This is a genomic window from Delftia sp. Lp-1 (genome assembly GCF_020523835.1).
In the GTDB taxonomy this organism is placed as follows: domain Bacteria; phylum Pseudomonadota; class Gammaproteobacteria; order Burkholderiales; family Burkholderiaceae_C; genus Comamonas; species Comamonas acidovorans.
Genome location: NZ_JAJALJ010000001.1, coordinates 280653 through 294108, shown reverse-complemented (window position 1 = coordinate 294108; position 13456 = coordinate 280653). Strand labels below are relative to the sequence as shown.

9 protein-coding genes are annotated in these 13456 nt (G+C 70.4%); 2 read left to right on the top strand and 7 right to left on the bottom strand.

The features are described 5' to 3' along the window. Positions 1-39: 39 nt before the first annotated feature. Entirely contained in the window at positions 40-246 is a 207-nt protein-coding gene (locus LGR64_RS01280; protein WP_230354896.1) for a hypothetical protein, read from the bottom strand. Positions 247-249: 3 nt separating this feature from the next. Continuing rightward, the gene (locus LGR64_RS01275) at positions 250-3390 is read right to left on the bottom strand and encodes an efflux RND transporter permease subunit (RefSeq protein WP_230354895.1); all 3141 of its coding nucleotides are present in this window, start codon (positions 3388-3390) and stop codon (positions 250-252) included. A gap of 384 nt (positions 3391-3774) precedes the next feature. Here LGR64_RS01275 and LGR64_RS01270 point away from each other — a divergent pair, with 384 nt between their 5' ends. Together LGR64_RS01270 and LGR64_RS01265 are read left to right on the top strand one after the other, a co-directional pair. Next, positions 3775-4509, top strand: a complete 735-nt coding sequence (locus LGR64_RS01270; protein WP_016448779.1) for a response regulator — start codon at positions 3775-3777, stop codon at positions 4507-4509. 34 nt (positions 4510-4543) lie between these two features. Further along, positions 4544-5617 carry an ATP-binding protein gene (locus LGR64_RS01265; RefSeq protein ID WP_013800609.1) on the top strand — a complete coding sequence of 358 codons (1074 nt, stop codon included), beginning with the start codon at positions 4544-4546 and terminating at the stop codon, positions 5615-5617. Between the two features lie 18 nt (positions 5618-5635). Here LGR64_RS01265 and LGR64_RS01260 read toward each other — a convergent pair whose 3' ends face one another. The 5 genes from LGR64_RS01260 to LGR64_RS01240 all read right to left on the bottom strand — a co-directional run bounded on the left by LGR64_RS01260 (position 5636) and on the right by LGR64_RS01240 (position 13456). Further along, the gene (locus tag LGR64_RS01260; RefSeq protein ID WP_230354894.1) at positions 5636-6097 is read right to left on the bottom strand and encodes a vWA domain-containing protein; all 462 of its coding nucleotides are present in this window, start codon (positions 6095-6097) and stop codon (positions 5636-5638) included. A gap of 209 nt (positions 6098-6306) precedes the next feature. Further along, positions 6307-7500 carry an ATP-binding protein gene (locus LGR64_RS01255; RefSeq protein ID WP_230354893.1) on the bottom strand — a complete coding sequence of 398 codons (1194 nt, stop codon included), beginning with the start codon at positions 7498-7500 and terminating at the stop codon, positions 6307-6309. Further along, positions 7497-11327, bottom strand: a complete 3831-nt coding sequence (gene cobN / locus LGR64_RS01250; RefSeq protein ID WP_230354892.1) for a cobaltochelatase subunit CobN — start codon at positions 11325-11327, stop codon at positions 7497-7499. Before cobN ends, LGR64_RS01255 begins: the two co-directional genes overlap by 4 nt. 29 nt (positions 11328-11356) lie before the next feature. Then, positions 11357-12406: a cobalamin biosynthesis protein CobW gene (cobW, locus tag LGR64_RS01245; RefSeq protein WP_230354891.1), complete on the bottom strand. Its 1050-nt coding sequence runs from the start codon at positions 12404-12406 to the stop codon at positions 11357-11359. Positions 12407-12433: 27 nt separating this feature from the next. After that, entirely contained in the window at positions 12434-13456 is a 1023-nt protein-coding gene (locus LGR64_RS01240) for an LLM class flavin-dependent oxidoreductase (protein WP_198821140.1), read from the bottom strand.

The window sequence follows — 13456 nt, the reverse complement described above, 5'->3', positions numbered from 1 at the left end:
TACCTCCTGCAATGGCGAACGAAACCGCCATTATAAAAATCATGGGCCGTTCGTGCCGGCCACCGTGGCACTGGCGCCGCGTGCGAAGGCGCCGGCCTGCTCCGCTGGCGGCCCGGAACCGGTGGAGCCGGCGGAGCCGGACTGCCGGGCCGGGTTCGCAGGCGCCGGTGGCGCGCAGGGATTCAAAGACTGTGCCGGCGGGCGGCCCTGAAAGCACAGGGCGTTGAGCGCGATCCAGAGAGGCATGGTTCAGGTTCCGGGGTCGGCAGCGGGCGGCGGCCGGCGCGCGCTGCCGCGCGGCCCGGCGATGCGCCGCTGCCATTCAAGGACGAAGACGAAGAAGACGGGCACGAAGAACACGGCCAGCACCGTGCCGCTGACCATGCCGCCGAACACGCCCGTGCCGATGGCGTGCTGGGTCTCGGCGCTGGCGCCCGATGCCAGCATCAGCGGCACCACGCCCAGCGCAAAGGCCAGCGAGGTCATGAGGATGGGCCGCAGCCGCAGGCGTGCGGCCTTGATGGCGGCCTCGCGCAGGTCCTGGCCTTCCTCGCGCAGTTGCTTGGCGAATTCCACGATCAGGATGGCGTTCTTGGCCGACAGGCCGATGATGGTGATCAGCCCCACCTTGAAGAACACATCGTTGGGCATGCCGCGCAGCAGCACGGCCGCCACCGCGCCCAGCAGGCCCAGGGGCACGACCAGCATCACCGACAGCGGGATGGACCAGCTCTCGTACAGCGCGGCCAGCACCAGGAAGACCACCAGCATGGACAGGGCCATGAGCAGCGGCGCCTGCGCGGCCGACTGGCGCTCCTGCAGCGACTGGCCGGTCCAGGCCACGGCAAAGCCGGGCGGCAGCTGGGCCGCCAGCCGCTCCATCTCGGCCATGGCCGCGCCGCTGGACGTGCCGGGCGCAGGCGTGCCCGAGATGCGCGACGCCAGAAAGCCCTGGTAGCGCACCAGCTGCAGCGGCGTCTCCGACCACACGGGCGTGGCGAACTCGGCCAGCGGCACCATGCCGCCCGAGGCATTGCGCACGTTCAGCCGGAGCACGTCATCGATCTGCATGCGCGCGGGCGCGTCGGCCTGCACGATGACCTGCTGCATGCGTCCGGCGTTGGGGAAGTCGTTGACGTACAGCGAGCCCATGGCCGTGGACAGCGTCTCGCTGATGGCGGCAAAGCCCACGCCCAGGGCCTGGGCCTTCTGGCGGTCGATCTCCAGCCGCACGCTGGTGCCCGAAGGCAGGCTGTCCTGGTAGGCCGAGCCCAGCACGCTGCTGCTGCCGGCCAGCGCCAGCAACTGGTCGGTGGCCGACTTGAGCGCGGCATGGCCCTGGCCCGTGCGGTCCTGCAGGTACATGGTGAAGCCCGAGGAGGTGCCCAGCTCGTCGATGGCAGGGGGCTGCAGCACCATGATGGCGCCCTCGGGCGCATGCTCCATGGCCTTTTGCGCGAGCGAGACTTCCTCGCCCGCCGTGGCGCCGTTGCGCTGGTCCCAGTCCTTGAGCGTGGTGAAGGCCATGGCCGCGTTCGGGCCCGAGCCCGCGAAGCTGAAGCCCAGCACCGAGATGCTGGAGGCGATGCCGGGGCGCTGCGCCACATGCTCCTCATAGCGCTTGACCACGTCCAGCGTGCGCTCGGCCGTGGCATCGGCCGGCAGCTGGATGGACGCCATGAAGTAGCCCTGGTCCTCCTCGGGCAGAAAGGCCGATGGCAGCTGGCGCAGCGCAAACACCAGGATGGCCACGATGGCCGCGAACAGCAGCATCATGCGGCCCGTGCGCCGGACCAGGCCCGTGACATGGGCCTCGTAGCGGTTCGTCAGCCGCTCGAAGCCGCGGTTGAACCAGCCGAAGAAGCCCTTCTTCTCATGGTGGCCTGCCGCCACCGGCTTGAGCAAGGTGGCGCACAGCGCCGGTGTCAGGCTCAGGGCCAGGAAGGCCGAGAACAGGATGGACACGGCCATGGACAGCGTGAACTGCTGGTAGATCACGCCCACCGAGCCGCTGGCGAACGCCATGGGAATGAACACCGCCGTCAGCACCAGGGTGATGCCGATGATGGCGCCCGTGATCTCCTTCATGGCCTTGAGCGTGGCATCGCGCGGCGACAGGCCTTCCTCGGCCATGAGGCGCTCCACGTTCTCCACCACGACGATGGCGTCGTCCACGATGATGCCGATGGCCAGCACCATGCCGAACATGGTCAGCACGTTGATGGAAAAGCCCGCCACCAGCATCACGGCGAAGGTGCCCAGCAGCGCCACGGGCGCCACGATGGCCGGGATCAGCGTGTAGCGCAGGTTCTGCAGGAACAGGTACATCACCAGGAAGACCAGCACCATGGCCTCGACCAGGGTCTGCACCACCTTCTCGATGGAGATCTTGACGAAGGGCGCGGTATTGAACGAGATGGTGTGCTCCATGCCCCTCGGCAGGATGGAGGCCAGCTCGGCCATGCGCTTTTGCACGGCAGCGGCCGTTCGCACGGCATTGGCGCCCGGCGACAGCTGCACGGCGGCGCTGGTGGCGGGCTTGCCATCCTCGCGGTTGGAGAAGGCATAGGACTGCGCGCCCAGCTCCACGCGCGCCACGTCGCCCAGCACCAGGCGGGAGCCGTCGGCATGGGCGCGCAGCACGATGGCCGCGAACTGCTCGGGCGAGGTCAGCTGGCCCTGCACGGTGAGCGGCGTGGTCACGCGCTGGCCCGGGGCGATGGGCGCATCGCCCACGCGGCCCGGGGCGATCTGCATGTTCTGCTGCTGGATGGCCTGGGTGAGGTCGCCCATGGACAGCCCGTAGGAGATCAGCTTGGCCGGATCGACCCAGACGCGCATGGCGCGCTCGGTGCCGAACAGCTGCACGCGGCCCACGCCCTCGATGCGCCGAAGCTCCTCGACGATATTGCGCGCCATGTAGTCATTGAGTGCCAGCTCGTCGAACTCGCCGCCCGGCGAGATCAGGCCCACCAGCAGCAGAAAGCTCGACGTGGCCGACTCCACCTGCAGCCCGTTCTGGCGCACGGCCTGCGGCAGGCGCGGCTCCACGGCCTTGATGCGGTTTTGCACATCCACCTGGGCCAGCTCGGGGTTGGTGCCGGGCTTGAAGGTGGCCTTGATCTCGGCCGAGCCCGAGGTGTCCACCGAGGACTCGAAGTACAGCAGGTGGCGGACGCTGGACAGCTCGCGCTCGATCAGCGAGACCACGGAGTCATTGAGCGTCTTGGGCGTGGCGCCCGGATAGGTGGCATACAGGCTCACCGTGGGCGGCGCCACCGTGGGATAGCGCGAGATCGGCAATTGCGGAATGGCAAGCACGCCCAGCAGCACGATGAACAACGCGATGACCCAGGCAAAGATGGGCCGGTGAATGAAGAACTGTGGCATGGACGCGAGGTCTGGTTTTCAATGCACGCCAGGGCGCGCTGCGGAAAAAAATACGGCGCCTGGCGCCGACACATCTGAGGGGCCATCCGGATGCAAATCCAGATTGCCAGGAGGCATGGGGATGGAGGAAACTCCTGCCGGTGCGGCTTCGGCCTGCGGCGTGTTGCCGCCAGGGCCATTCATCCATGGAGCCGCTGCAAAGCTAACAGCTCTCCCACCCGCTCATACGGCATTGCCGCTGTGACTTCATATTCAGGGATTTGTTTCGCATGCCGGCCAATTGCGGCGGCACAGGGAAACAGCTTGCGTTCTTTCGATGGCATTTCGGCCCGGGAAATGTGGAAGAACGATGGAGATGAACACAGCCCCCGCCGCGACCTCAAAATGGCTTCTATCATTGCCCAGCCCTTGCCTTTCCAGCCATCGACATCGCTCATCCTCGTTGCCGAGGACGAGCCCGAGATCGCAGACATCCTGTGCGCCTACCTGGCCCGCAGCGACCTGCGCACCGTGCATGCCGCCGATGGCCAGCAGGCCCTTGAACTGCACCACCACTTGAAACCCGATCTCGTTCTTCTCGACGTGCAGATGCCACGCCTTGACGGCTGGCAGGTGCTGTCCGAAATCCGCCGGCGCGGCGACACGCCCGTCATCATGCTCACCGCACTCAACCAGGACGTGGACAAGCTCATCGGCCTGCGCATTGGCGCGGACGACTACGTGGGCAAGCCCTTCAACGCGGCCGAGGTCGTGGCGCGCGTGCAGGCCGTGCTGCGCCGCTGCGGCCAGGGCCGGCTCCGCGATACCAAGCTGCTGCAGGCCGGCCCCTTTCGCGTGGACCTGGACAGCCGCGAGGTCAGCGTGCAGGTGCAGGGCGCCACGCATGTGCCCGAACTCACCGTGACCGAATTCAACCTGCTGGCCAGCCTGGTGCGCTCGCCCCGGCGCGTGTTCAGCCGCGCCGAACTGCTGCTGAGCTGCCTGCCCGAAGGCCACACGCTGGAGCGCACCGTGGACAGCCACATCAGCAAGCTGCGCAAGAAACTCGAAGGCCTGGGCCTGCAGGGCATGCCCGACAGCGTGCGCAGCGTGGGCTACCGGCTGGGGATGGACCCATGAGCGCTGCACAGGCCGCAGGCCGGGGAGTGCCGTCATGAGCGCAGCGGCCGGCCTGCGCCGGCAGGTGGTGCTGACCATGTCGGCCGTCACGCTGGCCGTGGTCGTGCTGTGCGTGCTGGGCTCGTACGCCTTCTATGCGCTGCTGCTGACCTTTCACCCGGCCAGCGTCTCCGACGGCTGGATGCCCTCCAGCGTGGAACTGGCCTGGGTGCTGCTGACCCTGGTGGTGGCCATGCTGATCGCCATATTCGTGGCCACGCGGCTGTCGCGGCGCATCCTGCCCTCGCTGGACTCGGTGGCCATCAGCCTGCGCCAGCTGGCCGAGGGCGACCTGTCGGCGCGCGCCAGCACGGATGACAGCGCGCTGCACGAGGCCGCGCAGCTGGTGCACGACTTCAACAGCCTGGCCCGGCGCCTGGAAGGCATGGCGCAGGAGCGCGCCTTCTGGAGCGCGGCCATCGCCCATGAGCTGCGCACGCCCGTGACCATCCTCAGCGGGCGGCTGCAAGGCCTGTCCGATGGCGTCTTCCTGCCCAGCAAGGACATGCTGGCCAGCCTGATGACCCAGGTTGAGGGGCTGACCCGCCTGATCGACGACCTGCGCCTGCTGGGCCTGCAGGAAAACGGCCATCTGCAATTGCAGCTGCGCCAGACCTGCCTGGCCGGCGAGGTGCGCTCGGTAGCCCTGGCCGTGGGACCGGCGCTGGAGCAGGCGGGCCTGCAGCTGGCGATGGAGCTCGATGACCAGCCCGTGGTCTGCGACCCCGTGCGCATACGCCAGGCCCTGCTGGCCCTGCTGGAAAACGCCATGCAGTACGCGCAGCCGGGCCCGCTGCTGGTGGCCGCGCGCGTGCGCCACGGCCTGTGCACCGTGCGCGTGGAAGACAGCGGCCCCGGCGTGGCGGCGGACCTTGCGCCGCGCATCTTCGACGCTTTTCAGCGCGGTGAAGGCGCCCGCAGCCGAAGGAATGCCAGCGTGGGTGCAGGCAACGGCAGCGGACTGGGCCTGGCCGTGGTGCAGGCCATTGCCCAGGCCCATGGCGGGCGGGCGCAGTGCCTGCCGGGCGAGCGTGGCGGCGCGCTGTTCGAGCTGAGCTGGCCGGCCTGACCTCGTCAGAGCCGCAGATCAGCCTGCGAAATCATCGGCCCGCACATGGCGTGCGTCCCAGGCGGCAGCGAGCGCAGCGGCCCGGCCCAGGCGCACGCGGCCCGATTCAAAGTCCACGATGCCCGCCTCCTGCGCCGCCGAAGGCCGCGCAGGCCGCTCGCGCGTGCGGCCGTCGGTGAGCAGCCACAGCCAGCCCTGGCAGGAGGCGTCTGCGCCGCAATGGCGCTGCAGCAACTGGCCCGCCTGTTCCACGGCCGCCTGCAGCGGCGTGCCGCCGCCCCCGCCAATGGGAGCGATCCAGTCGTCATTCCAGGCCGCAGCCTTGCGCGGCGGCAGGCGCAATTCCACGCGCGTGCCCGCAAAGCAGATCAGCGCCACCTGCTCGCGGCGGCGGTAGGCCTCTTCCATCAGCGACAGCAGCACGCCCTTGGCCCGCGCCAGTGCGCCGCTGCCGGCCATGGAGGCCGAGCAATCGAGCACAAAGCAATGCAGCCGCGTGGCCTGCGGCGGCTCGCGGCGGCGCTGCAGATGTTCAGGCGCCAGCGCCTGGGCGCCGCGCGCGGCCAGCGTGCGCGGCCAGTCCCAGCTGCCGGTGGCCTGCCCGCCTTGCGCCTGGGCCAGCCGGGGCTGGCCAGTCGCCTGCTGGCCCGCCCCCGCAGCCCTTGCCTGTGGCGTGGGGCCGCGGGGGCTCAGGCTTTTTTTGTGGCGGGCGCTCCCGCCTTTGCGGCCTCGCGGGCCAGCAATGAGGGCACGGCGACACGCAGCAGGCCCACGGGCTCGGGCGGCATGGCGCCCCAGTCAGCCTCGGAGGGCGGGCTGTCGCCTGCGCCGTTGGCCGTGGATTCTGCAGGCGGCCGGCTTTGTGCCGGCGACTGCGAAGGCGGATTCGATGGCGGCTGCTGTGGGGATGGCTGCTGCGGCTGCGGCTGCGGCTGCGGCTGCGGCTGCGGCTGCGGCTGCGGCTGTGGATGCTGCTGCTGCGGCGCCCCCGGCTTGCGGCGGTGCACCAGCACCAGCTCGGCCACGGCCTGCACATGGTCGGGCCTGACCTCGGTATCGCCCAGCCAGGCGGCCCAGGCGCGGGCGGCGCGCAGCAGCACCAGGTCGGCGCGCAGGCCGTCCACCTGGGCGGCAATGCACAGCGCGCCTGCGGCCTGCAGCACCGCGTCGGACCAGGGCAGCGCGCCGGCCGGCTGCAGGCGCTCGCGTGCCGTGCGCAGCTGGGCTGCCAGCGCGGCCTGGGCGTCTGCATGGCGGGCGCGGAAGGCGGCCGGGTCGGCATCGAACAGCAGCCGCGCGCGCACGATGGCCTGGCGCTGGGCCGCATCCTCCACATTGGCCAGGCGCACGCACAGGCCCAGGCGGTCCAGCAGCTGCGGGCGCAGTTGGCCTTCCTCGGGGTTCATGGTGCCCACCAGCACGAAGCGCGCCGCGTGGCGGTGCGAGATGCCGTCGCGCTCGACCACGTTGACGCCGCTGGCAGCCGCATCCAGCAGCACATCGACCAGGGCATCGGGCAGCAGGTTGATCTCGTCCACATAGAGCACGCCGCCATGGGCGCGCGCCAGCAGGCCGGGCGCGAACTTGAGCGCATGGCCGGCCATGGCCTGGCCCAGGTCCAGCGAGCCGGCCAGATGCTCCAGCGAGGCGCCCAGCGGCAGCGTGACGAAGGGCGCGGCATCGATGAGCTCGGCCAGCGCACGCGCGGCCGTGGACTTGGCCGTGCCGCGCGGCCCCTCGATCAGCACGCCGCCCAGTTGCGGGTCGATGGCGGCCAGCAGCAGCGCCTGGCACAGCAGGGGCTGGCCAGCGATGGCGGCAAAGGGAAACAGCGGCGGCAGCGCGGGCTGGGCGCCGCTGCCCAGGTCAGTGGAGGCGGTCATCCGCGCAATCCTTCGAGGTGGTTTTCATGTTCCAGCAGCAGGTCTTCCAGCTGCTGGCGATAGTCGCCGGGCTGCTCCCACAGGCCGCGCTGCATGGCTTCGAGCAGGCGCTCCAGCATGTCGCGCAGGGCCTGCGGATTGTGCTGCACGAGAAAGTCGCGCGTGGCCGCATCCAGCACATAGGCATCAGCCACCAGGGCGTACTGGTGGTCGCCCACCTGCTGCGTGGTGGCGTCGAAGCCGAAGAGGTAGTCCACCGTGGCCGCCATCTCGAAGGCGCCCTTGTAGCCGTGGCGCTTGGCGCCGTCCATCCACTTGGGATTGGTGACGCGCGAGCGCACCACGCGCGCAATCTCTTCCTTGAGCGAGCGCACGCGCGGCTGGGCCGGGTTGGCGTGGTCGCCGTGGTAGAGCGCGGGCTGGCGGCCCGAGAGGTGGCGCACGGCCGAGGCCATGCCGCCCTGGAACTGGAAGTAGTCGCCCGAGTCGAGGATGTCGTGCTCGCGGCTGTCCTGGTTGTGGGCCACCACGTCGAGCTCGCCCAGGCGGCGGCGCAGCGCGTCGCCTGCGGGCACGCCCTCGGCGTCCTGGCCGTAGGCGTGCTGGCTCCAGCCCAGGTAGGCCTGGGCCAGGTCGGCATCGCCCTGCCAGTCGCCGCTCTGGAACAGTCCGCCCAGGCCCGATCCATAGTGGCCGGGCGGCGCGCCGAACACGCGCCAGCCGGCCTGCAGGCGGGCCTGCACGGCGTCCATGCCCTGCGACTGCAGTTGCTCGGCCTCGGCCAGGATGCGCGCGCGTATGGGGTTGTCCTCGGCGTCCTCGTCCAGCGCGGCCACGGCCTGCACGGCCGCGTCGAACATCTGCACGGCGCCGGGGAAGGCATCGCGGAAAAAGCCCGAGATGCGCAGCGTCACATCCACGCGCGGCCGGCCCATGCCCACGCGCGGCACGACCTCGAAGTCCACCACGCGCTGGCTGCCGGGCGCCCATTTGGGGCGCACCCCGATCAGCGCAAAGGCCTGGGCGATGTCGTCGCCGCCCGTGCGCATGGTGGCCGTGCCCCAGACCGACAGGCCCAGGGTGCGCGGGTATTCGCCGTGCTCCTGCAGATAGCGCTCCAGCAGCCTGAGCGTGGCCTGCTGGCCCAGCTCCCAGGCGGCCTGGGTGGGAATGGCGCGCGTGTCCAGCGTGTAGAAATTGCGCCCCGTGGGCAGCACGTCGGGCCGCCCGCGCGAGGGTGAGCCGCTGGGCCCGGGCGGCACGAAGCGGCCCTGCAGGCCGCGCAGCAGCTGGCGCAGTTCCTCGCCGCCGCAGGCATCCAGCGCGGGCGCCAGCACGGCATGCACCTGTTGCAGCGCGGCGCGCGTCTGCGGCCAGTCACCGGCCGGAGCCTCACCTTCCAGCAACTGCTGGGCCAGCAGCTCCAGGCGCTCGCGCGTGTCGCCTTCATGGCGCCAGGGCTCGTCGCTCACGGCCTGCAGGGCGGCGGGGCGCGCGCCGGTCCAGGGGCGTGCGGGCTCCATGCGCAGCGGATCGAAACCGGGGCTGTCCAGCAGGTCGGCGGCCAGCGCCTGTATCAGGCCCTGGCCTTCGTCCGACGGGAAGCGCGCCAGCGCCAGCAGCGTGTCGCGGCGCTGGCGGCCTTGAGGCGAGGCGCCGAAGACATGCAGGCCGTCGCGGATCTGGGTTTCCTTGAGCTCGCACAGGTAGGCGTCTATGCGTTCGAGCACGGCATCGTCGTCCTGCGCGGCACCGGGCGCCAGGTCCAGCTCCTGGTCCAGGTGCTGGCGGCGCACGATGTCCAGGATCTGGCGGCGCAGCAGCGCGCCGCGCCGCGCATCGACCAGCAGGGCGTCGTAGTACTCGTCCACCAGGCGCTCCAGGTCCTGCAGCGGGCCGTGGTTTTCGGCGCGCGTCAGCGGCGGCATCAGGTGGTCGATGATCACGGCCTGGCTGCGGCGCTTGGCCTGGGCGCCTTCGCCGGGATCGTTGACGATGAAGGGGTACAGGTGCGGCAGCGGGCCCAGGATGGCATCGGGCCAGCACGCGCCCGACAGCGCCAGGCTCTTGCCCGGCAGCCATTCGAGGTTGCCATGCTTGCCCACGTGGACCATGGCGTCCACGGCAAAGCGGTCGCGCAGCCAGAAGTAGAAGGCCAGGTAGCTGTGGGGCGGCACCAGCTCGGCATCGTGGTAGCTCGCATAGTCCTGCGCGCCCAGCCTCAAGCCGCCCAATGCACGCGCCGGCTGTATGCCGACAAAGACATGGCCCAGGCGCAGGCCCGCGATCATGAAGCGGCCCTGGCGCAGCAGCGGGTCGGCCTCGGGCGCGCCCCAGCGCGCCGTGATGGCGTCGGCCATGCCGTCCGGCAGCGCGGCCAGGCGCGCCAGGTACTCGTCCAGCGCATAGCTTTGCCAGGCCGGGCGCAGCGGCCACTGGGCCGGGTCGTTGGCAATGCCCTGCTGCAGGGTGTGCATCAGCGCCTCGCCATCGGCGGGCAGTTGCGCGGGGTCGCCCAGCTCGTGCCCTTCGGCCGCCAGGTGCTGCAGGATGGCGATCACGGAGGCTGGCGTATCCAGCCCCACGCCGCTGCCGATGCGGCCTTCGCTGCCCGGATAGTTGGCCAGCACCAGGGCCAGGCGCTTGTCGCGCGCGGGCAGGCTGCGCAGGCGGCACCAGCGCCAGGCCAGGTCGGCCACGAAGTCCACGCGGTCGGGCTCGGGCTGGTAGGCCACCACGTCGGCCTGGGTGAAGGCGCAGCGGTGGGACAGGCCCTTGAAGCTGATGGCGCGCGTGATGATGCGGCCATCCATCTCCGGCAGCACCACCTGCATGGCGATGTCGCGCGGGCGCAGGCCCTGGCTGTCGGCCCACCAGTCCTCGCGATTGCCGCCGCTGGCAATGACCTGCAGCACGGGCGCATCGCCGGCCAGGGCCGTGCCCGATTCCAGCGCCGAAAACGCCGTGGTGTTGAGCACCAGCTGCACGGCATGGTCTTCGCAGAGCTGGCGCAGCGTGGCCAGGCACAGCGGGTCCTTGAGCGAGTCCAGCGCCACGGGCAGCGGGTTCATGCCGCGCTGCTGCAGCGACAGGGCCATGGCGTCGAAGGCTGCCGTGTTGCCCGCCAGCAGGTGGGAGCGGTAGAACACCAGGGCCACCGTGGGCGCGCCCGGCGTCCAGGCGCGCTGCAGGTCGTCGATGCCGGCCACGTCATGGGCATGGACCTGGGTCTGGACCTGGGCATGGCTCCTGGCAGCGAACAGCGCCGGGGGAACGTGGACAGCCGCCTGCGGCAGGGTGCGCGGCGGCAGCGGCGCATCGCCCCGGTCCAGCCCGTGGTAGACGGTGGCCTTGAGGAATTCGCGCGCATTGGCCGCGCCGCCCGAGCGCAGGTATTGCCACAGCTGGCGGCAGGCGGCGGCCGGCAGCGTGCTGCGCGCCAGCAGGTGCGGGTCTTCCTGCAGGTCACCCGAGAACATGGCCAGGCGCTGGCCCTTGCGGCGCGCCAGAGAGCCGATCTGCTCGATGCCGTAGGGCCAGGCCGATTCCGAGCCCAGGTGGTCCACGATGACCACGCGCGCATGGCGCAGCACCTCGTCCACATACAGGTCCAGCGAGGCCGGCTGGCGCAGGTACAGCAGATTGGCCAGCCGCACCGAAGGAAAGTCCGCCGACGCCCCGGCCAGCGCGGCCACGGCCGAGGACAGCAGGGCCAGCGTGGTGTCGGCCGAGCTCAGGATGACGATGTCGGCCGGCGTCTGGTCGAGGCGGGTGACGATGCTCTCGTCCTCGACGAAGCCGCCGGGGCGCGTGGACAGCAGGTGCATGGAACAGGTTTCAGTGCGGAATCGGAAGGTCAGGCGGCCACATTCTCCAGGCCCTTGCGCAGCGCTGCTTCATCAAGGTCTTGCCCGATGAACACCAGGCGCGTGCCGCGTGCCTCGCCCTCGCGCCAGGCGCGGTCGAAATGGTGGTCGAAGCGGCGGCCCACGCCCTGCAGCAGCCAGCGCATGGGCTTGCCCGGGATCTCGGCAAAGCCCTTGACGCGCAGGATGCTGTGCTGCTCCACCAGCGTCTCCAGCGCGGCCAGCAGGCGGTCGCGGTCCACGGCGGGCAGGTCGATCACGTAGGAGTCGAAGTCGTCGTGGTCATGGTCCTCGTCGTGGTCATGGTGGCTCACGCGCTGGTCGATGGTGGTCTCGGCCGCCTTGGCCAGGCCCAGCACCACGTCCAGCGGCAGGCGGCCCTGGGACGATTGCACGATCTTGACCTCGGGCGGCAGCTCCTCGCGCACCAGGGCGGTCACGCGCGCCAGGGCATCGGCATCGGCCAGGTCGGTCTTGTTGAGCACCACCAGGTCGGCCGCGCCCAGCTGGTCCTCGAAGAGTTCGTGCAGCGGCGATTCGTGGTCCAGGTTGGGGTCGGCGCGGCGCAGCTCGTCCACGGCCTGGGGATTGGCGGCGAACTGGCCGCTGGCGGCCGCTGGTGTGTCCACCACGGTGACCACCGCGTCCACGGTGAACACGTTGGCGATCTCGGGCCACTGGAAGGCCTGGACCAGGGGCTTGGGCAGGGCCAGGCCCGAGGTTTCGATGATCACGGCGTCGATCTGGTCGCGGCGCTCGGCCAGCGCGCGCATCACGGGGAAGAACTCTTCCTGCACCGTGCAGCACATGCAGCCGTTGGCCAGCTCGTACAGCGCGCCTTCGCGCTCGTTGCCGTCGTCGTCGCAGCCGATGCCGCAGCCCTTGAGGATCTCGCCGTCGATGCCCAGCTCGCCGAACTCGTTGACGATCACAGCGATTCGCCGGCCATCGGCGTTGTCCAGGATGTGGCGCAGCAGCGTGGTCTTGCCGCTGCCCAGGAAGCCGGTGACGATGGTGGCGGGAATCTTGGCGGTTTGCATGGAAGGTTCTCCAGAAAAAAGAGGAAGTCAGACGGTGGCGAAAGGCACGGCGCTGCGCAATGAAGGGAGAACCTCCTGCGCAAACAGTTCCATGCCGGCGAGGGCCTGGGCATCGCTCCACAGGCCGTTGGCGTTGAAGACGCAGCGCAGCTGGCCAATGCCCGTGCGCTCGCGCAAGGCGGTGATCTGCGCATGGCACTGCTCGGGCGTGCCATGGATGAATTGCTCGGCCAGCACGCGCGGCACATCGATGGGCAGCACCTGGTCGGCCGGCACGCCGCGCTTGCCCGCAAAGTACACGCGCCGCTGGTACAGCTGCGGCCACAGCGTGGCCAGCTGGGCCTGCACGGCGGCCTCATCGGCACCGATGCAGACATAGCGCGCCAGCGATGAACGCGCACGCAGCGCGGCGGCATCGCGCACGCGTTCCTGCGCGGCCGCCTCAAGGCGCTCCAGCTGCATGCCTTCGGGCGGCTCCAGGCTCAGCAGCAGGGGCAGATTCTGATCGACGGCAAAGCCCAGGGTCTCAGCCGTGGAGCCGGCCACATACAAGGGAGGATGCGGGCGCTGCACGGTCAAAGGCAGGGCGGGCCGGTCCTCGAAGCGCCAGGGCCCCTGCCCCGCTGCGATGGGCTTGCCGGACAGCGCCTCCACCAGGATGCGGCAGGACTGCTCGAAGCGCTCGCGCGTGCTGTCCGCATCGATCTGCAGGGCGCGCAGCGCGGCCGGCTCCGTGCCCCTGCCAACGCCCACGTCGATGCGGCCGGCGCTTTGCAGGTCCAGCTGGGCAATCTCCTCGGCCAGCATCAGTGGGTGGTGCAGCGGCAGCACCAGCACCGAGGTGCCCACGCGCAGCCGCTCGGTGCGCGCCAGCACGGCGGCGGCCAGCAGCAGGGGCGAGGGATAGGGCCAGGCGGTATCGGGCACGCGGAATTCGTTGAACCACACGCCCTGGAAACCCAGGCGCTCCGCGCGCTCGAACAGCGCCAGGAATTCACGGTGCCCGCCGCGCGTGGCGTCGCGCGTCCAGCCGGCCAGATCGATGCGCAT